This window comes from Kocuria soli, from assembly GCF_003797835.1.
GTDB classification, from domain to species: domain Bacteria; phylum Actinomycetota; class Actinomycetes; order Actinomycetales; family Micrococcaceae; genus Kocuria; species Kocuria soli.
The window spans coordinates 138,369-157,890 of the sequence record NZ_RKMF01000007.1; the positions used below are offsets into that span (position 1 = coordinate 138,369).

General features: G+C 68.1%; 15 protein-coding genes. 9 read left to right on the forward strand and 6 right to left on the reverse strand.

Annotated features, from left to right (window positions below; translation table 11 throughout):
* The first annotated feature begins 166 nt into the window (after positions 1-166).
* On the forward strand, positions 167-1,129 hold the full coding sequence (locus EDL96_RS07235; protein ID WP_123825123.1) for a hypothetical protein: 963 nt from the start codon (positions 167-169) through the stop codon (positions 1,127-1,129).
* 94 nt (positions 1,130-1,223) lie between these two features.
* On the opposite strand, the gene EDL96_RS07240 is transcribed toward EDL96_RS07235, so the two are convergent.
* The 4 genes from EDL96_RS07240 to EDL96_RS07255 form a co-directional block, all read right to left on the reverse strand.
* The gene (locus EDL96_RS07240) at positions 1,224-3,002 is read right to left on the reverse strand and encodes a DUF885 domain-containing protein (protein ID WP_123825124.1); all 1,779 of its coding nucleotides are present in this window, start codon (positions 3,000-3,002) and stop codon (positions 1,224-1,226) included.
* Between the two features lie 49 nt (positions 3,003-3,051).
* Positions 3,052-3,318, reverse strand: coding sequence for an acyl-CoA carboxylase epsilon subunit (locus EDL96_RS07245; protein ID WP_233568744.1), 267 nt, complete (start codon positions 3,316-3,318; stop codon positions 3,052-3,054).
* A complete protein-coding gene (locus EDL96_RS07250) occupies positions 3,315-4,898 on the reverse strand; it encodes an acyl-CoA carboxylase subunit beta (RefSeq protein WP_123825125.1) in 1,584 nt (527 codons plus the stop codon). Before EDL96_RS07250 ends, EDL96_RS07245 begins: the two co-directional genes overlap by 4 nt.
* 184 nt (positions 4,899-5,082) lie before the next feature.
* Entirely contained in the window at positions 5,083-5,367 is a 285-nt protein-coding gene (locus tag EDL96_RS07255) for a YciI family protein (protein ID WP_199732560.1), read from the reverse strand.
* Between the two features lie 203 nt (positions 5,368-5,570).
* On the opposite strand from EDL96_RS07255, the gene EDL96_RS07260 reads away from it, so the two are divergent.
* Genes EDL96_RS07260 through EDL96_RS07275 form a run of 4 tightly spaced genes read left to right on the forward strand, consistent with a single transcriptional unit; the run spans position 5,571 to position 9,566 of the window.
* Complete coding sequence (locus tag EDL96_RS07260; protein ID WP_123825126.1) at positions 5,571-6,458, forward strand: biotin--[acetyl-CoA-carboxylase] ligase; 888 nt, start codon at positions 5,571-5,573, stop codon at positions 6,456-6,458.
* On the forward strand, positions 6,455-7,069 hold the full coding sequence (locus EDL96_RS07265) for a PH domain-containing protein (protein ID WP_123825127.1): 615 nt from the start codon (positions 6,455-6,457) through the stop codon (positions 7,067-7,069). Before EDL96_RS07260 ends, EDL96_RS07265 begins: the two co-directional genes overlap by 4 nt.
* Positions 7,066-8,472 carry an adenylate/guanylate cyclase domain-containing protein gene (locus EDL96_RS07270; protein ID WP_233568745.1) on the forward strand — a complete coding sequence of 469 codons (1,407 nt, stop codon included), beginning with the start codon at positions 7,066-7,068 and terminating at the stop codon, positions 8,470-8,472. The genes EDL96_RS07265 and EDL96_RS07270 overlap by 4 nt, the downstream gene beginning before the upstream one ends.
* Positions 8,469-9,566, forward strand: coding sequence for a PP2C family protein-serine/threonine phosphatase (locus tag EDL96_RS07275; RefSeq protein WP_123825128.1), 1,098 nt, complete (start codon positions 8,469-8,471; stop codon positions 9,564-9,566). The genes EDL96_RS07270 and EDL96_RS07275 overlap by 4 nt, the downstream gene beginning before the upstream one ends.
* A gap of 58 nt (positions 9,567-9,624) precedes the next feature.
* Here EDL96_RS07275 and EDL96_RS07280 read toward each other — a convergent pair whose 3' ends face one another.
* Both EDL96_RS07280 and EDL96_RS07285 read right to left on the reverse strand, forming a co-directional pair.
* A complete protein-coding gene (locus tag EDL96_RS07280; protein ID WP_123825129.1) occupies positions 9,625-11,757 on the reverse strand; it encodes an acyl-CoA dehydrogenase family protein in 2,133 nt (710 codons plus the stop codon).
* 93 nt (positions 11,758-11,850) lie between these two features.
* Entirely contained in the window at positions 11,851-12,591 is a 741-nt protein-coding gene (locus EDL96_RS07285; protein WP_158609543.1) for a TetR/AcrR family transcriptional regulator, read from the reverse strand.
* 169 nt (positions 12,592-12,760) lie between these two features.
* On the opposite strand from EDL96_RS07285, the gene EDL96_RS07290 reads away from it, so the two are divergent.
* The 4 genes from EDL96_RS07290 to ligA all read left to right on the forward strand — a co-directional run bounded on the left by EDL96_RS07290 (position 12,761) and on the right by ligA (position 19,051).
* Positions 12,761-14,116, forward strand: a complete 1,356-nt coding sequence (locus EDL96_RS07290; RefSeq protein ID WP_123825131.1) for an acetyl-CoA C-acetyltransferase — start codon at positions 12,761-12,763, stop codon at positions 14,114-14,116.
* A gap of 89 nt (positions 14,117-14,205) precedes the next feature.
* Positions 14,206-15,714: a 3-oxoacyl-ACP reductase gene (locus tag EDL96_RS07295; RefSeq protein WP_233568746.1), complete on the forward strand. Its 1,509-nt coding sequence runs from the start codon at positions 14,206-14,208 to the stop codon at positions 15,712-15,714.
* A gap of 1 nt (position 15,715) precedes the next feature.
* Positions 15,716-16,822, forward strand: a complete 1,107-nt coding sequence (locus EDL96_RS07300; protein ID WP_123825132.1) for a MaoC family dehydratase — start codon at positions 15,716-15,718, stop codon at positions 16,820-16,822.
* Positions 16,823-16,852: 30 nt separating this feature from the next.
* Complete coding sequence (gene ligA / locus EDL96_RS07305; RefSeq protein ID WP_407656919.1) at positions 16,853-19,051, forward strand: NAD-dependent DNA ligase LigA; 2,199 nt, start codon at positions 16,853-16,855, stop codon at positions 19,049-19,051.
* Positions 19,052-19,522: the final 471 nt, after the last annotated feature.

The window sequence follows — 19,522 nt, forward strand, 5'->3', positions numbered from 1 at the left end:
GCCCGTGTTCGGTGCGTACGTTGCCATCACGGGAGCACACAGCCCCGTCCCGGTGGTGGACCAGAACAGATGTTCAGGACAGCCGGCCGACGGAGATCCGGCTCTGGGTCTTTGCGGTTCGAGTCCTCTGGCGCGCAGGCCGGGCGATCTGTAGGAGGCGATCGAAATGTCGATCGTCCAGAACCGGAACAACTTGACCGACCAGAAGTTGCGTCCGTTGGCCGGGCCGCGCCCAGCAGCCACATCGCAGGGGTCCTCAGCCGACGGTGTGGGGCATCTCCTGGACCGGCGGCGACTGTTCCTGTCCGGGGCAGTGATTGCGGCGGGCGGGCTGGCCCTGACGTCTGTGCGGGGCACTCCGGCCGCTGCCGAAGAGACCAAGGACCTCAGGTACGAATACCCCCAGCTCGGCCTCATCGTGACTCTCGTCGAGCCGTCCTACGGGGACCGTGCACACGCGATCCACACGGAGGCCACGGTCACCTCGACGCTGGACCATGCGGTCTCCATTGCCTGGGAGGCCACGGGGGCACAAGAGAGGGCCACCTACGAGATTGCGCCCGGTGGGAGTGCGGAGCAATTGCTGTTGTTCACCGAGTGGGACTCATTCGCCACGGTCCACGAACTCACTCTCTACAGTTCGGGCACCGGGGACGCGACCACCGTTGACACCTTTGCCTTGACCTGGGACGAGATCTTCGACGCGCATCTTCCCTCCCGCGGTGGAGCCACGTTGGCGGACGTCTCGACCGCACACGCGAACTACGACGACATCGTGTGGGCGCTGGACCGTGGGCTCGACTACGGGTCGGTGGGTATCCGCGACCGGTCCTTCTTTTACCCGGACGACGTCACCACCAAGGGTGACGTGGCGATGTTCCTCCACCACCTGAGGCATCCCCGCATCAAACCGGCTCCCTTCGAGGACCCCTTTGCGGACATCGAGCCCGCGGACGAAATTCTGCAGTCGGCAATCGATGTGCATGACCGCGGGATCATGTGGGTCAACACGGGTGGTGATCAGCGGCTCTACTTCGAGGGAGACGGTCAATGGGTGCGGGCACGTGTTCCGTCCCAACAATACGTTGACCAGGGGCCAGCTGTGCGGGGTCGTTCGTCGCCTGGATGAGGTCCTCTTCGGCTGAGGCAGGTTCAGCTGAGACACGACGAGTGCCTTGCCGGGGCGGCCGTCATGGGAGACGACGGCCGCCCCGGCCCGGGACTCAAGGTGCGTGGTGCAGTGCCTGGGTCTTGAGGTTCAGCGCGTAGTCCAGGGAATCCAGTCCGAGGGAGCCCAATGACAACGACTCTCGGTGGAATTCGGGCAGGTTGAACTGCCGGCCCCTGGCCTTGCCCCACGTTTGGCGGGCCTCCTGCCAGCGGTGCATCCCGATCTGGTAGGACGGGGCCTGCCCGGGCCATCCCATGTAGCGCAACCATTCGAACCGCAAGGCTGCTTCAGCCATCACGATGTTCTCCTTGAGGAAGGCCCAGCCCGTGGCCGGTGACCACTGCGTGGCACCGGCGGCACTGCCCAGCAGGCCATCCAGGTCGCGGGGGACCGGCAGTCCACAGTGGAAGCCCACGTCGAAGACCACTCGCGCGGCGCGCATCCGCATGGCGTTGAGCATGCCCATGCGGTCGCCGGGATCCTGGAAGTAGCCGAGTTCTGCCATGAGCCGCTCGGCGTACAGCGCCCAGCCCTCCCCGTGTCCGGAGACCCAGAGACCGACGCGTCGCCATGCGTTCAATGTGTCTCCGGCGGCCACGGCGGTGGCCATCTGGAGGTGATGACCGGGAACGCCTTCGTGGTAGACCGTGGTGCGTTCGCCCCAGGTGCGGAAGACGCTTGTGCCGGGGGTGACCGACCACCACATCCGCCCCGGGCGCGTGAAGTCCGGCGAGGGCGGTGTGTAGTAGATACCGCCGTCGTTGGTCGGGGCGATCCTGCACTCGAGCCGCTTCATCGGCTCGGTGATCTCGAAGTGGCTCCCCGCCAGCGCGTCGATCGCGTCCTGGCTGACCCCCTGCATCCACGCGGTCAATTCGTAGGGCCCGTGCAGCTGCCGGTGTACGTCGGCGTCCAAGGCCTTCATGGCAGCCCGGATCAGACCCCGTCCGTGATGATCGGGCACGATCTGGCGTGCGGTCTGCCGCATCTCGGAGACGACCGCGCGAAGCTGTTCGATTCCCCACTCGTACACGCGGGTCAGATCCAGGCGGGCGCCCGTGAACTGACGCAGCCGAACCCCGTACTCCTCCCGGCCCACCGCCATTTCCGTGGGGGCGGTTTCCGCCAGACCGCGGAGACCTTCGGCCAGACCCGTGTAGGCGACACGGGCCTCCGCCACGGCCTCCCGCAACCGGTCCTGGGACCGGGCGGGCAGACGTACGACGGCGGGCCGGTGGGTCAGCGCCAGGAAGGCGCCGTCGGAGGTGGCATAGCTCTCCGCCTGGTCAGCGGCGTGCAGCAGCTGAGCCGCCGCGGAGACCGGTCCCACCTGTTGCCTGTGGGCCACGCCGTCGAGGAGGCGCCGGACCGCCCCGGGTACCTCGTGCAGTTGGTGCAGGATACCGTCCCAGTCCTCCGGCGTGTTCTTCGGGAGGTTGTCGAAGGTTTCGCGGATCTTCTGGACGGGGGAGGAGATGCCGTTGATCCGATCACCGGCGAGCCCGAGGTCGTGGAGTTCCCGGGTGATGTCGACGTGTTCCCGGAGGGCGTGCAAGGTGACCCGGTCGACGTCGTCGACGGCTTCCACGATTCTCGCCTCACGTCGTGTACGGAGCGAGGCCTCCCACAGTGCTTCCTGCGCCTCCGGACCGTAGTCGGGGTACCCCCAGCCGTGCTGTCCGGTGCCCAGTTCGATGGCCCACGCGGGATCGACCCGGAGCAGCCGGTTGAAGTGGGCCTCGGCCACGCGGTCCACGGCCGACGGCGAACGCTGACCTTCACCGAGCGACCCGTCGACGGTGGATCGGGGATGCGGAAATCGGGCACTCATGCCTTCCGATCCTAAGCACTGTCGGGTCCTCCGCGGACCATGCCAGGTATCAGCGGAACGGCAAGGTGCGCCGCCAGGCGCCCAGCCCGGGCCGCAACCGCAGCCCCAGGCGGGCGCGCCGGTTCTGAGCGCGGCGGACCCCCGGCGTGGCGGACTCCTCGGATTCCGCGGCGGCAGCCACCACGACGGCGGTCACGGCGGCAATGTCCTCTGGGGAGGGGTTTCCGCCCACGAAGTGCAGGACCGAGCCCTGGTCCTTGATGTGCTCCGGTTCGTGCTCGCGCCCGCCCGGGGTGTGCTCGGGTGCGGCGGTCACAGCGGAATGTTCCCGTGCTTCTTGGCGGGCGTGGACGCGCGCTTCTCGCGCAGCCCGCGCAGCGCGCGGATGATGTTCTCCCGGGTCTCCGAAGGTGCGATCACTGAGTCCAAATAGCCCAACTGGGTGGCCTGGTACGGATTGAGCAGCTGCTGTTCGTACTGTTCCACGAGCTCGGCGCGCTTGGCATCCACGTCACCACCCTCGTCGGCCACGGCCTTGAGCTCACGCCGGTACAGGATCTCCACGGCACCCTGGGCGCCCATCACACCGATCTGAGCGGTGGGCCAGGCCAGGTTGATGTCTGCTCCGAGCTTCTTGGAGCCCATCACGATGTAGGCCCCGCCGTAGGCCTTCCGGGTGATCAGGGTGACCAATGGAACCGTGGCTTCGGCGTAGGCGTACAGCAGCTTGGCTCCGCGGCGGATGATGCCGTTGAACTCCTGGTCCGTGCCGGGCAGGAAGCCGGGGACGTCCACGAGCGTGAGGATCGGGATGTTGAAGGCGTCGCAGTGCCGCACGAAGCGCGCGGCCTTCTCCGACGCGGCGATGTCCAACGTGCCCGCGAACTCCATGGGTTGGTTGGCCACGATGCCCACCGTGTGTCCTTCGACCCGGGCGTACCCGATCATCACGTTGGGTGCGTACAGCGCCTGCATCTCCAGGAAATGTCCGTCGTCCACGACGGTCTCGATGACCTCGCGCATGTTGTAGGGCTGGTTCGCCGAGTCGGGGATCAGTTCGTCCAGGGCCAGGTCGTCGTCCGTCAGGTCGAATTCCTGGGCGTGGTCCAACAAGGGAGGTTCGGTCAGGTTGTTGGCAGGCAGGAACTCCAGCAGTTCCCGCAGGAAGTCCAGGGCATCTTCTTCGTCGTCGGCCAGGTAGGTCGCGGTCCCCGTGGTCTCGTTGTGGGAGCGTGCGCCACCCAGTGTTTCCATGTCCACGTCCTCACCGGTGACGGTCTTGATGACGTCCGGGCCGGTGATGAACATGTGGGAGGTCTGGTCGACCATGATGATGTAGTCGGTCAGGGCGGGGGAGTAGGCGGCACCGCCGGCGCAGGGGCCCATGATGAGCGAGATCTGCGGGACCACACCCGATGAACGGACGTTCATGTTGAAGATGTCCGCGAACATCGCCAGTGATGCCACGCCCTCCTGGATGCGTGCACCGCCGCCGTCGTTGATGCCGATGACCGGGCAGCCGTTCTTCAACGCGAACTTCTGTACCTTGACGATCTTCTCGCCGTTGGCCTCGGAGAGGGACCCGCCAAGGACTGTGAAGTCCTGCGAGTAGATGGCGACCAGGCGACCGTCGATGGTGCCGTACCCGGCCACGACGCCGTCGCCGGGCATCTTCTTCTTGTCCATCCCGAAGGCGGTGCTCCGGTGCGTGCGCAGAGCGTCGAGTTCCACGAACGAGTCTTCGTCCAGCAGCATGTCAACGCGTTCGCGCGCGGTGCTCTTTCCACGGGCGTGCTGCCGCTCGATCGCGGCCTCCCCGGCGGGTACGAAGGAGTGCTCGCGCCGTTCACGGAAGTCGGCGATCTTTCCAGCGGTCGTGGACAAGTCGTGGCTCATGGCACCTCGCAACTAACCGGATTCACTGACGGGCCCGGTCCCCCGGGAATGACCCAGCCAGTCTAGAGAAGCCCACGGCAGCCGCCGTTGTACGACATCTACAAGATCTCGGCTTCGGAATCACGCGTCCCGGCCGGTCTCCCCGGAGGTTTCGGCCGGTCGCGTCACGTCTCCTCAGGTCCTGTCAGTCCAGGGATCCGACCGTGATCTTCCACGGGCGTGCGCTGCGTTCGGTGATGACCTGCTCGATCAGCAGCGGGTCCGGGTCCAACGCCGCCAGAGCGGCTTCGGGGGATTCCGCCTGGATCAAGAGCAGTGCGCCCGGGGCCTCATGGTCGTCGTAGGGGCCGGCGGCCCGCAGCGTTCCGGCCTCCCGGAGGTCATTGAGGAACTGTCGGTGGGCGGGGCGATGCTCGGCCAGAGCTTCAGCGGAACCTCCGTACACGTAGGTCACGGCCTGGAGGGACATGTGCTCCTCTTTCGTCGTCGATGGCTGCGCCATGGGCCACAGGGCAAGTGCACGATCCGGCACTCGGGGTTCTCTCGGGTGGGTGTACTACTACTGTGGACTCAGGCAGGTTTCTGTGTGACGACGATAACCCTGTCTGGGGTCGTGGCCCGTTTCGGGTACGGAGATGACGGAAGGCCGCAGTGCCAGAGGGAGCCGGAGAGGTGAAGTCGGAGAGCATGGTTGACACGCTGCCCGCGGTGAACGGTGCTCATTCGCCGATGCAGCCACTGACCGGTGACACCGCGTTGATCTCACGGCTGCAGGCACTGCTCGGTGCACCGGTGGAGATCGTTGCGGAGCTGGGATCGACCAACGACGAACTCGTCCGCCGTGCCCTTGCCGACTCCCAAGCCCTGGCCCTGCCGGATATGAGCCTGTTGGTCACCGACTACCAGAACGCCGGAAAAGGACGACTGGACCGCACCTGGGAGGTGCGCCCGGGCGAAGCCCTGACCTTCTCCCTGCTGCTCCGTCCGGTGGCCGTGCCTCCGGAAACCTACGGGTGGTTCACCATGCTCATGAGCTGCGCGGTGACCCAGGCCCTCCGGGATCACGGCCTGGCGGCCCAGACCAAGTGGCCCAACGACGTGCTGGTGGGAACGAGGAAGATCACCGGGATCCTGGCGGCGCTGGTGGTCACCCCTGGAGCGGCCCCCGCCGTCGTCGTGGGTACCGGGCTCAACGTGAGCACCACGCACCTACCCGTGGAGACCGCGACGTCCGTGCAGCGCGAAGGCTGCAACCTGGGCCGCGCCGATCTTTTGGTTGACGTCTTGGAGAAGTTCCTTCCGCTCTATCGGAGGTTCTGTGCGGATCCCACGGAACTCACGGTGCCGGACGGTCGATTGCGCACCGTCGTCGAGTCGCAGCTGGGAACCCTGGGCCAACGGGTGCGAGCGGAACTCCCCGGGGCGCAGGCACCTCTGACGGGCCGGGCGGTCGGCCTGGACGATCACGGAGCCCTGCTGATCCGCCCCGAGGGTGGCCGGGTTCGCGCGGTCAGTGCCGGTGACGTGGTCCATCTGCGCCCGACCGAGGAGCGTTCGTGAAGAAGAAACTCCACCTGGAGCCCGGTGAGCACGTGGTGGTGTCCACGCTCGCGCACCCGAGCAAGCTGTTGCGGCCCGCGATCGTCCTGATCGTCGCGGTCTTCCTGCACGGGTTGCTGCAGCGGATGCTGGAGGTCCGGTGGCGCCCCATGAACCAGCCCTGGACCTCGATCCACACGGTGTTGGAGATGGCGCTGTCCGTGCTGCTGGTGCTCGTCGTGCTGTTCGCGGTCCTGCGCCCCGTGGTGCGGTGGGCGCGGACCCGTTTCGTCTTGACGGACCGCCGCCTCATGCTGTTGGGTGGAGCGGCTCCGCGGGATGGGGTACGTATCCCGTTGGCCTGGCTGCATCACGTGGACACGGTTCCCGCGCGTTGGCCGTTGGGGCTCGCCGGGATCGGGACGCTGAGCGTGGACTTCGGACAGGCCGGGGTCCTGCGCCTCACGCACTCCCCGCGGGTGGCGGAATTCGGGCAGTTGATCGAATCGAAGGCAACGGCTCACCGGCAGCCGTCCTACCCGAATCCGTACGGTCAGGGCGCCTACGGGTATGCCGGTGGGTACGGAGTGACCGGCCCCGTGGGCGGGGGCCCGATGGGTGGCCACCGATGACGGCGCGGGACGAGGCCATGCCGCCGTTGCCGTGGCAGGACGACGGCGCCGCCCCCGGTGCCGGTCATGGTGCGGGAGACGGTCGCTCCACGGACGGCAGCACGGCGGAGCACACAGGACACGACGACGGCGAGGAGGGCGAGATGAGCGGCGAACACGTCGACGGTGATCGCGCTGACCGCGGGGGTCCGGCAGATGCTCGGGCAGATCTGCCCCCGGCCGAGGCGGACGCGCACGTCCCCGACGTACCCCTGTCGAAGGAACCGGTCGTCGGTCCCCAGACCGCCCAGATCAACTTGAACCTGAGCAACCCGGTGCAGTCCAATGTCTACCGATCGGCAGAATCCAGGGCTGCCTTCCATGCGCTCGAGGACCTGCTGCTGGGCTCCGAACGAACCATGCGGCGCCGGGAGGCGGCCAAGGAAGGCAACCTCTCGCTGCTCAACGCGCGCAAGATCTGGCGCGCCATGGGCTTCCCCAATCTCTCCGACGACGAAGTCTTCTTCACCCCTCGCGATGCCGAGGCACTGCGCGAGATCGCCGAACTCGTGACGGACCACGAGGTCACGGAGGAGGGCACGCTGTCCATCGTGCGGGCGATGGCACAGATGACCGACCGCATGGTCGTGTGGCAGGTCGAAGCCCTGGTCGAGGACCTGGTGGTGCACGGCAACCGCAGCGACGCCGAAGCCCGCCGCGAACTGCTCAACGTGCTGCCGCGGATCATGCCCACGTTGGAGAAGCTGCTGATCTATTCGTGGCGCCGCCAGCTCAACGCTGCGGTCCAGCGCCTGGCCATGCGGCAGGAGCGCCCGGACGGCTCGACCATCAGCGGTCTGCGTGACGGCTTGGAGGACACCGGTGAGCAGGATTCCGCCAGCCTTCCCCTGGCGCGCGGCATCGGGTTCGCGGACATGGTCTCCTACACGTCCCTGTCACGGCAGATGAACGAACGGACCCTGGCGGCCCTTGTCCAGCGCTTCGAACAGCGTTGCGCCGAGGTGATCGCGGTCGGCCGTGGACGGCTCATTAAGACCATCGGCGACGAAATCATGTTCATGGCCGAGAGCCCGGAGGAAGGGGCGCTCATGGCTCTCGCGCTGGCCCGAATCATCCGTGAAGATCCCGAACTGCCACAGGCGCGCGTTGCGTTTGTGTGGGGGCGTGTGTTGCCACGATTGGGTGACTTGTACGGTCCAACTGTTAACTTGGCTTCGCGTCTGGTTGCGTTGACGCCCCCCGGCAGCGTGCTGGTGGACGCGTCGACCGCTTCCGTCTTGGCGGGTGACGACCGGTTCATGCTGATCCCCAAGCAAACGCACAACGTACGCGGATTCGGAGATGTACAGCCCGTGGAGCTATCGGCAGGACCCGGACAACAGCTGGAGGTGGACTACGTATGAGCGTGGAACTGGTCATTCGCGCCGGTGCGGCCACCGATCGTGGCCTGAGGCGTGAAACCAACGAGGACTCGCTCGTGGTCACCCGCACCATGTGCGCCGTCGCCGACGGCATGGGGGGGCACGAAGCGGGGGAGGTCGCGTCCGCGCTCGCGGTGCGCACCCTGGGCTCGTCCCAGTTGTTCAGCTCCCGTGACCCGTGGAGCGTCGAGGTCCCCGCGGAGCCGGAACCGCCGGAGGACGTCGCTCGCTTCCGTGCCCGGGTCGAACGCGAACTCAAACTCGACCCCGAGATTCCCGACGCGACGCTAGCGCTCATGGCCAAGTTGCGCGCCGTGCTCGGTGCTGCCGACACCTCCATCCAGGAGAGCCTGGGTGGACGGGCCGGGACCACGGTGACCGGGGCGTGGCTGGTCGACGTCGAAGGCACCCGCCTGTGGCTGGTCTTCAACGTGGGTGATTCACGCACCTACCGTCTGGTCCGCCCGGAGGGCGCGGCACCCGCTCCAGACCACGCCTCGGTCGCACACCACCCCACCGGTGAAATCACGGCCCACACGGCCTCGGAGGAAGCGCCGGAACTGCTCCACGAGCAGATCGCGGACCCGGATTCCCCCGGCGTGGAGGTAGCCACCACCACTCCGCTTCCCGTCACCCCCGCTCCCAAGGACGGCCCGCAGCCGGAGGTCCAACAGATCACCGTGGATCATTCGGAGGTCCAGTACCTGGTGTCGATCGGGCAGATCACTCCCTCCCAGGCGTTGGTTCACCCCCGCCGGAATGTCATCACCCGTGCCCTGGGCACCGGGCAGGTGTGGGAACCCGACGTCTGGGTGGTGCCCGCGCAATCGGGCGATCGCCTCCTCCTGTGCTCCGACGGCCTGACGGGTGAGGTGGCGACGGCGCACATCGCGCGCGTTCTGCACTCCGTTCCACACCCCAAGGAGGCCGCGGACGTCCTGGTGAACGCTGCGCTGCGCGCCGGCGGTCGGGACAACGTGACGGTCATCGTGGCCGACGCCGTCGCCTCCCGTCCCGCGGACGAGGACACCACGACGTTCGTCCCGATCGACATGCGGCACGACCTGGGTTCCTGACCTTGTGATCGGCAGCCGGGGCCGTCGATCACAAGGTCAGGATTCCGGGTGCTGCCGCTCAGCGGTTGGTGCCGCCCTTCTCGCTGCGCGGCCAGCGGCCGGCCGCCTTCTCCGCGGCCACCCAGTCGGCCGCTTCCTGCTGCCGTTGCGCTTCCGCACCGGAGGCGATCCGGGCGCGGAGGTGCTCCGGGGCCAGGTCGAAGGAGTCGACCACGTCCATGATGTGCGGACGCAGGCGCGTGACCAGGCGGTCCACGTAGGACTCGACCATGCGGCCGCGCATGAGTGACATCCGTCCGTGGGACAGGTACCAGTCCAGGTGCTCCTCGATCACCGAAAGCCCGTACAGGTCGCGCAACCACAGCAGGACCTGGTGGGTCCCCGGGTCCTCGACCGTGTCCAGAGCCCGGGTGAAGGCCTCCCACTGGAGCAGGTGGGCGTGCGCGCGGGCCGCCTCGATCAACCGGTGCTGGTTGCGGTCGAAGGCTTCCGCCGTGGCCTCGGGCGAACCCTTGCCCGCGCCGCGCATGTTCTCGGCCACCTCGCCGATCATTGACCGCACCCGGTCGGTCAGCAGGCTGCGCTGGGTCTCCGGGTCGCGCAGGGCGTTGACCGAGCGTCGCGGGTCGGCGGAGTCGCGGAAGACCTGGGACAGCCCGCGCAGACCCGAGCGGTTCACGGCCGTCTCCGTGGCACGATCGGCCACCCAGCGGGCCATGACACCCACGTCCATGCGGGCGAACTCCCGCGCGTGGTCACCCAGCAGGCGCTTGGCCACCAGCTGCATGAGCACGGTGTTGTCGCCCTCGAAAGTCGCGTAGACGTCCATGTCGTGGTGGAGGTCCACGATCCGGTTCTCGGACAGGAAGCCGGAGCCGCCGCAGGCCTCACGGCATTCCTGCAGCGCATCCAGAGCCAGGCGGGTGGAGGTCGCCTTCATGGCTGCCGCCAGGGTCTCGAGGTCCTGCCGGGCGTCGTCGGTGTCCGTGCGTCCGGAGAAGACGTCGTCGTAGGCCTCGAGCAGTTCCTCGTGGGCGAATCCTGCCGCGAGCACCCGGGCGACGTACGGGAAGAGGCGACGACGGTGCCGGTGGTAGTCCAGCAGCGTGCGTTCGGGCTGGCCCTGGACCGGGGAGAACTGCCGCCGTTCGTTCGCGTAGGTCAGTGCGATGGCCAGCCCCGCCCGCGTGGCGACCACGGAGGACCCGTCCAGGGACACGCGCCCCTGCACCAGCGTTCCGAGCATGGTGAAGAACCGGCGCCCGGGGGACTCGATGGGTGAGGTGTAGGTCCCGTCGGGATCCACGTGACCGTAACGGTCCAGGAGGTTCTCCCGCGGGACGCGGACGTGGGTGAAGTGCAGGCGGCCGTTGTCCACACCGTTGAGCCCGCCCTTGTGACCGTCGTCCTCGCCGCCGACACCCGGGAGGAACTGACCGTCGTCGTTGCGGATCGGGACGTAGAGGGCGTGGACCCCGTGATTGACCCCGCCCGTGATGAGCTGCGCGAAGACCACCGCTGCCCGCCCATGAATGGCGGCGTTGCCCAGGTAGTCCTTCCACGCCGCCCGGTGCGGTGTGTGAATCTCGAATTCCTGGGACTCGGGGTCATAGGTGGCGGTCGTGGCGATGGAGGCAACGTCGGACCCGTGGCCGGTCTCCGTCATGGCGAAGGCTCCCGGGATCTTGAGATCCCAGATGTCGGGCAGCCACTTGTCGTGGTGGGCCTGGGTCCCCAGGTTCAGAACGGCGGAGCCGAACAGGCCCCACTGCACGCCCGCCTTGATCTGCAGGGAGGCGTCGGCCAGCACGAACTCCTCGAAGGAGGCTACGTAGGCGCCGGGGCGTCCGCCGCCGCCCTGATCGGTGGGCAGCCCGGCCATCACGGCATCGGAACCGGCCAGAGACTTGAGTGCTTCGAAGGTGCGGTCGCGCTGTTCCTCCTTGGTGCGCCCCGGGACGTGGTGGAACCGCTCGTCCTTGATCAGTTCCCGTGACGCCCGGCGTTCCTCGGCGTAGGCCCCGGCCAGCACGTCCCGCAGGAGCGCGGTGTCCACGGAGATCTCTGCGTCCTGGGCCTCGGTGGCGAACTCCGATTCGACGTCGTGTTCCGGACCGGTGCCCGCGGTGTGGTGGGCCCGCGAGCGGGCGGCGCGGCGGCTGAGGCGGTTGCGTGGTGATGTGGTGGCCATGGTGTCCTTCTCGATCGGTTCTCACGGGCGGGTTTCACGGGCGGGTTCGCCCGGGGTTGTTCTCGGGACGGGTTCCGGGGTGCGGCCCCGGGGTCAGGTGGTCGGGGTGATGGAGGAGAGCGCGGGTGGTTGGGAGCCCTTGACCACCCACGCGGTCACGGTTTCCACGAACTCCTCCAGGCTCGGTCGCTCGGGCTCGGCGGCCGACGGGTGGTTCTCGTCGGGGTTGGCCGGGGCCTGTGGACCGGCGGTGGTCCGGGGGCGCATCCAGGCTTCGCCGGCCCCGCGGACCAGGCCGACGACGCCGGCGGCCCAGTACCGGGCCGTGGGCTCGGGGAGACGGTCGTGATCCGCGCTGTGCCTGCGTTGAGCGTCCACGAGTAGTTCGGCCACGGCCTGGACGAATCGGTCGACGGGGCTCTGCCCGTCGGGGGCGCTCTCCGAGACCACGAAGAGGTAGACCTCCGGTGCGTTCTCGAGCTGCCACAGGTACTGGACCACGAGTTCGTGGACGGTTTCCTCGAAGGACCCGGCTTCCGCGACCGCCTCCGTCATGCGTCTGCCCATGCGTTCGACGACGTACTCGGCCAGCTTGCGCTTGAGGCCGTCCTTGTCCTCGAAGTACCGGTAGAAGACGGACTTGGAGGTTCGGCAGTGGGCAGCGATCTCCGACATGGATGCGTTGGCGCCCAATTCCGCGATGGCTTCCCGGGCGAGTTTCAGCAGTTCGATCCGCCGTCGTTCGCGGTGCAGACGCCACCGGCGGGTGCGCCCGTCGGTGCGGTCCTTGGCTTCACGGCCCTTGACGGTGGGCTCAGCGGTCGAGGTGTTCACGATACCGAGAGTATCAGTTACTCTTGGAAAACGTGATACCCGTCACCTCAAGATTTTCGACGGGTCCACGCACGACTTCCGATCGGTTTCCGAACCGACCGCCGCCCACATCAAGCACACCAATCACCGATCACATCAAGCACCGAGAAAATCGAGGAGCACTCCCGTCATGAGCAGTGAGCCCACCATCCAGCCCGCGTCCGATCCCACCGCACCCCGCCAGCTGCGCAGCGCCTGGGTGGTCGCGGGCAACCGCACCCCGTTCGCCCGTGCGGGTGGCCCGTACGCCAGCACCTCCGTGCAGGAGATGTTCACCGCCGCACTGGACGGGCTGGTCGCGCGTACCGGCATCGCCGGAGAACGTCTGGGCGCGGTTGCCGGTGGCGCGGTCCTCAAGCAGCCCAAGGCCTTCAACCTGGTGCGCGAATCCGTGCTCGGTTCGGCCCTGGACCCGCAGACCCCCGGGATCGACGTCCAGCAGGCCTGCGCCACGGGCATGGAGACCACTTCCCTGATCGCCAACAAGATCCGTTGCGGTCAGATCGACGCGGGTGTGGCCGGCGGTGTGGACTCCGCCTCGGACGCGCCGATCGTCGTCGGGGAGGGGCTGCGGAAGGTGCTCCTCCAGCTCAACCGGGCCAAGACGCCCAAGGACAAGCTCAAGGCCCTGGCCAAGCTGCGCCCCGGTGATCTGGCCCCCGTGGCCCCCGGTGTGGCCGAGCCGCGCACGGGGTTGTCGATGGGGGAGCACCAGGCCCTGACCACCGCGCAGTGGGGCATCACCCGGCAGGCACAGGACGAGATCGCCGCCAACAGCCACCACAATCTGGCGGCCGCCTGGGACAGCGGGTTCTTCGACGACCTGGTGACCCCGTTCCGCGGTCTCACCAAGGACAACAACCTCCGGCCGGACACCTCGGTGGAGAAACTTGGCGGGCTCTCGCCTGTGTTCGGTAAGAACCTGGAGACGGACCCGACCATGACGGCGGGCAACTCGACGCCGCTGACCGACGGCGCCTCCGCGATCCTCCTGGCGACCGCGGAGTGGGCCGAGGAACACAACCTGCCCAAGCTGGCCGAGATCGTGGATGCCGAGACCGCCGCCGTCGACTTCGTGGACGGCAACGAAGGTCTGCTCATGGCACCGGCCTACGCGGCACCCCGCCTGCTCGCGCGCAACGGGCTGAAACTGCAGGACATCGACCTGGTGGAGATCCACGAGGCCTTCGCCTCCACCGTGTTGACCATCCTTGCGGCTTGGGAGGACGCCGACTTCTGCAAGGTCAACCTGGGCCTCGACGAACCCGTGGGCGTCCTGGACCGGTCGCGTCTCAACGTCCGTGGCTCCTCTTTGGCCGCCGGGCACCCGTTCGCCGCCACGGGCACCCGGGTCGTGGCAACCCTGTCCAAGGAACTCAAGGCGCGCGCTGTAGCGGAGAACCGCCCAGTCACGGGCCTGATCTCCGTGTGCGCCGCTGGCGGCCAGGGGGCCGTGGCCCTGCTGCGCGCCTACCCCGAGTCCTGACCGGACCTCCGATACCGAGACCTGGGCGCTCCCGCGTCCGCATGTGTTGACGGGAGCGCCCAGGTGTTCCATCCACCGAAAGGACCTTCGTGAGTCCCTCACCCTTTGACCTCACCTCCCTGCTGGGCTACGCGCCCGCCACCGATGACGCCTACCTGTCCGTGGTCTCCCAAGGCCCCGGACGAAAGATCGCCACCTCCCTGGGGCTGCCCGCCCCGGTCGCCCTGCGTCGACACGACCCCGACACACCCGCAGTTCCCGGCCCGGTCCTGGTGCTCGGTGCCGGCAGCGGCACGACGACGACGCCCGGGTCCGACCCCGATGCCGACGCCCTCGCCCAGCACCTGCTCACCCGAGGTTTCGAGGTGCACCGTCACGGTGACGGGCTGCGTCGCGTCGGCGCCGTGGTGCTCTGTCTGACCGGTCTCACAGAACTCGGCGGGCTGAGCGCTCCCGCACTGGAACTCGGCGGGCTGCTGCGCTCCCTGGCACCCGGTGGCCGGGTGATCACGATCTCCCGACCGGCCGACGGCGTGGCGGCGGGCGGCGCTGCCAGCCTGCCCACGGCGGCCGATGACCCCGCTGCCGGAACGGCGGCGGGAGGCGCGCCGTTCGACGTCGTCGACCGCAACGCGGCCCGTCAAGGTGTGGTGGGCTTCCTCCGCTCCGTGGCCCAGGAGATGCGCGGAGGGGCCACGGCCAACGGGATCCTGGTGGCCGACGGCGTGGCCGCCACCGCGCCGTCCGTGCTGGGCGGGCTCGATTTCCTGCTCTCCGGGCGCAGCGCGTTCGTGGACGGCCAGTTCCTGGTGGTCGGCTCCGATGCAGGCCCCGAAGGGCTGGCCACCGCGCCCCAGGGCGAGACCCCGCTGGACCAGCGCGTCGTCGTGGTCACCGGGGCGGCCCGGGGGATCGGCGAACAGATCGCCCGCCTGCTGCACGCCCAAGGGGCGCGAGTGGTACCCGTGGACGTTCCGGCCGCGGGACAGCCGCTGTCCGAGCTGGCCAACCAGCTGGGAACCGCCTCGCTGCCCCTGGACGTGACCGCTCCCGATGCGGGCACGCGCATCCTGGAACACTGCAAGACGCGGTACGGGCGGATCGACGGGATCGTGCACAATGCGGGCATCACCCGGGACAAGATGCTGGCCAACATGGACGAATCCCGCTTCGCCTCCGTCCTGGCGGTCAACACGGAGGCCCCGCTGCGGATCACCCGCCAGCTGCTGGCCGATCCCGCCGCGGACGGTCTGCGTGTGGTGGGTCTGGCCTCGACCTCCGGGATTGCGGGCAACCGCGGGCAGACGAACTACGCGGCCTCCAAAGCGGGGATCGTCGGGATGGTGGCCGCTTTGGCGCCGGTGTTGGCCGAACGCGGCGGGACGGCCAATGCGGTGGCCCCCGGTTTCATCGAGACCGAGATGACGGCCAAGATCCCCATGGCGCGTCGGCAGGTGGCACGCCGCCTCAACTCCTTGCAGCAGGGTGGTCTGCCGCTGGACGTCGCGGAGGCCATCGCCTTCCTGCTTTCGGACGCAGCGGCCGGCATCAGCGGGCAGACCTTGCGCGTGTGCGGACAGAACCTGGTGGGAGCCTGAGATGACGACGACGCCGAACACACCAGCCCCCGAACCGACGCCCGGACAGGGACAGAACCGATGTGCCGGTGAGGGCGAGTCCCCGCAGCGCATCGTCCTGGACACCATGCCCGCACTGGGCGGTCTGTATGCGAAGGCCGCTGCCGGCACCACCGCCCGAGCGGCCACGCTCGGGATGCGCAGGGCGTTCAAGGGCCTTCCGTTGCCCGTCCCCGGGAAGGGAGCGCGTGCCGGGAGCCGGTCGGGTCGGTCGAACCCACGGCTTCCTGACGTGGAGATTGTGGTGCCCGCCGTGGAGGTCAAGGCCCCCGAACACCGTGCTTTCTGCGAGGTGGTGGGTGCCCGGATCAGGGCAACGTCCACGGGGGCGGGCTCCGGGACCGAGGTCTTCAGCGGTTACCTGCACGCCCTGGCCTTTCCGGCGGCCATGGTCCTGCTCACGCGCAAGGACTTCCCGCTGCCCACGGTGGGTCTGGTCCACCTGGCCAACGCGGTCACCCAGACGGAGACCGTCCTGGAAGGTGATCTCCTGCAGGTGAACGTGCGCGCGGAGAACCTGCGTCCGCACCGCGCCGGGACCGCCGTGGACGTGGTCGCGGAGCTGCGACGCAGCCCGGATGCGCCGCCGATCTGGGTCGGGCGTTCGGTCTACCTGGCCCGCGGCACCCGGATCCCCGGGGCCGAGGACTCACGCAGCACGGATTCCGGGACGACGACGCAGAGCGCAGCCGGGGACGGGACCCGGCCGGAGTTCGTGCCTCCCGTGCCCACGGCGCGCTGGCAACTGGGCGCGGACACGGGCCGGAAGTACGCCGCCGTGTCCGGGGACGTGAACCCCATCCACCTGAGTGGACCCAGCGCCAAGGCCCTCGGTATGAAGGGGGCCATCGCGCACGGCATGTACACGGCCTCCCGGGCGTTGGCGCTGCTGGACACCTCCGCGCCCCTGACCTGGGAGGTGGAGTTCGCGACCCCCTTGGTGTTGCCGGGGTCGGCGGCGGTGGCGGTGCAGCGTGATGGCCGCGGCGAGAACCTCCGCTCCGCCACGGTCACCGTCTGGAACGCCAAGAAACGCAAACCGCACGCCACGATCAGCGTGACCCGCTGAGCCGTGCTCACCGGTCCGGGTGTCGGGCCCTTGGGCCACAATGGACCGGTGAGCACGCAGATCGAAACCGCCCAGGCCGACCGCCCGACCGACGAGTTGCGCGAGGAGTACGCGCAACTGGTGGAGGCGGTCCGCGAGGCGCGCACGGCCTACTACGTCCAGGACGCCCCGACTCTCTCGGACGCGGAGTATGACCGGCTCTATCGGCGGCTGGAGGAGCTCGAGGGGTTGCGCCCGGAGCTCGTGGCCAATGATTCGCCCACGCAGGAGGTCGGCGGGGAGGTCTCCGCGGCCTTCGCACCCGTCAAGCACCTGGAGAAGATGTACTCCCTGGAGGACGTCTTCTCCATTGACGAGCTCCGCGCCTGGCTGGCCCGCGCGGAGGCCTCCGTGGCGAACCTGCACGGGGCACCTCCCGCCCAATGGTTGACGGAGTTGAAGATTGACGGCCTGGCCGTGAATCTGCTCTATCGCCACGGCAAGCTGGTCCGCGCGGCCACCCGCGGGGACGGCACGACGGGCGAGGACGTCACGCACAACGTCCAGACCATCAAGACCATCCCCGCCGAACTCACCGGGGACCAGATCCCGGAGGAGATCGAGATCCGCGGGGAAATCTTCATCTCCACCCAGGACTTCGAGCGCGTGAATGCCGAACGCGTGGCCGAGGGCAAGCCACCGTTCGCGAATCCGCGGAACTCCGCGGCCGGTTCGCTGCGGCAGAAGGACCCCGCGGAGACGGCCAAGCGGCCCCTGTCCATGTACGTCCACGGCATCGGCGCGGTTTCCGGTCTGCAGATCACCCGGCAGTCCGAGGTTTACGACCACATGGCCGCGTGGGGCCTGCCCGTGAGCCCGTACTCGCAGGTGCTGGACTCCGTGGACCAGGTTCTGGAGTTCATCGAGCGTTACGGGGACCAGCGGCATTCCCTGACGCACGGGATCGACGGCATCGTCATCAAGATCGACGACCGGGCCACCCAGCGCCAACTCGGCCACACCTCGCGCACTCCGCGTTGGGCCGTGGCGTACAAGTACCCGCCCGAAGAGGTCAACACCAAGCTGCTGGACATTGCCGTGGGCGTGGGGCGCACCGGACGCGTCACACCGTACGGCGTGATGGAGCCCGTGACCGTTGCCGGTTCCACGGTCTCCATGGCCACCCTGCACAACCAGGACGTGGTCAAGGCGAAGGGTGTTTTGATCGGCGACACCGTGGTCCTGCGCAAGGCGGGCGACGTGATTCCGGAGATCGTCGGCCCCGTCGTCGCGCTGCGGGACGGCACGGAACGTGAGTTCGTGATGCCCACCCACTGTCCGTCCTGCGGGACCCCTCTGGCTCCCGCCAAGGAAGGGGACGTGGACATCCGCTGCCCCAACTCCCGGTCCTGCCCCGACCAACTGCGGCAGCGGGTCTTCCACGCCGCGGGCCGCGGCGCCTTCGACATCGAGGCGCTGGGGGAGGAGGCGGCCAAGGCCCTCACGGACCCCGACGGCGCAACGGCTCCGCCGTTGACCTCGGAAGCGCAGCTGTTCGATCTGACCCCCGAGGAGCTGGCCGACGTGATGATCGTCCGTCCCAAGCGCGGGCGCGGCGCGGCCGACGGGGAGACGGAACTGGTTCCCTACTTCTGGACCAAGCCCACGGCCAAGAAGCCGTCGGTTCCCAGCGCGAACACCAGTCGTCTGTTCGACCAATTGGAGAAGGCCAAGGAACAACCGCTGTGGCGGGTGCTCGTGGCGTTGTCGATCCGACACGTGGGCCCCACCGCGGCGCGGTCGCTGGCAACAGCGTTTGGTTCCATGGAGCGCATCCGAACCGCGACCGAGGAAGAGCTGGCGGCCACCGACGGTGTGGGGCCCACGATCGCCCGCGCCGTGATCGAGTGGTTCGCGGAGGACTGGCACCGGGAGATCGTGGACGCATGGGCAGCGGCAGGAGTGCGCATGGAGGACGAGGTCGACGACTCCGTCCCCAAGGTCCTGGAAGGACTGACCGTGGTGGTCACCGGAACCCTGGAGAACTACTCCCGTGACTCCGCCAAGGAGGCCATCCTGCTGCGCGGCGGCAAGGCCTCGGGCTCCGTGTCCAAGAAGACCGACTATCTGGTGGCGGGAGCCTCGGCGGGGTCCAAGCTGGACAAGGCGGAGTCCCTGGGCGTGCCCGTCCTGGATGAGGAAGCCTTCGGCCGACTGCTCACCCAGGGACCCGAGGGTCTGGCCGGCTGACAACTGTCGCTTGAGGCGGAACACGCCGCGGCGAGAATGTGATGAAGGTCACATTTTATGGACGTGTCCATAAGATCCGGTGGGTTCGGTCACAAACCTCGTGACCGTTCCGTGATGTGGCTGTTATGGTCTTGTTACCTTGATTTCGCGGGGTGCACGGCGTCCGTGCGTGGAATCAGGGGCTGTTCGTGGGGCTGGAAGTCGTTGCGTCGCGTCCATGCAAATGGATGGACAACCTTCCATGTTGACCCGAATCACACGCCCAAGGGGTGACAGTGACGAAATCGTTACTGTACTGTGATCTTCGAACTTCCCGCGGGGGACTCCCCGTTCAGGGGATTCACCTCAGCGGACTGGCTGTTCGTCAGCCGCCACAAACGAATCCCGGGTATTGCTCAACCGTCATCGCTGTCCGCGAGCAATGCCTGAACCTCGATCCATAGATTTCGGGAAGACAGCGACGCAAGGACG

Bases quoted from the DNA above. Each gene is read 5' to 3' on its own strand.
- EDL96_RS07235 (WP_123825123.1), top strand. From the start codon at position 167: ATGTCGATCGTCCAGAACCGGAACAACTTGACCGACCAGAAGTTGCGT.
- EDL96_RS07240 (WP_123825124.1), bottom strand. From the start codon at position 3,002: ATGAGTGCCCGATTTCCGCATCCCCGATCCACCGTCGACGGGTCGCTC.
- EDL96_RS07250 (WP_123825125.1), bottom strand. From the start codon at position 4,898: ATGAGCCACGACTTGTCCACGACCGCTGGAAAGATCGCCGACTTCCGT.
- EDL96_RS07255 (WP_199732560.1), bottom strand. From the start codon at position 5,367: ATGTCCCTCCAGGCCGTGACCTACGTGTACGGAGGTTCCGCTGAAGCT.
- EDL96_RS07270 (WP_233568745.1), top strand. From the start codon at position 7,066: ATGACGGCGCGGGACGAGGCCATGCCGCCGTTGCCGTGGCAGGACGAC.
- EDL96_RS07275 (WP_123825128.1), top strand. From the start codon at position 8,469: ATGAGCGTGGAACTGGTCATTCGCGCCGGTGCGGCCACCGATCGTGGC.
- EDL96_RS07280 (WP_123825129.1), bottom strand. From the start codon at position 11,757: ATGGCCACCACATCACCACGCAACCGCCTCAGCCGCCGCGCCGCCCGC.
- EDL96_RS07290 (WP_123825131.1), top strand. From the start codon at position 12,761: ATGAGCAGTGAGCCCACCATCCAGCCCGCGTCCGATCCCACCGCACCC.
- EDL96_RS07300 (WP_123825132.1), top strand. From the start codon at position 15,716: ATGACGACGACGCCGAACACACCAGCCCCCGAACCGACGCCCGGACAG.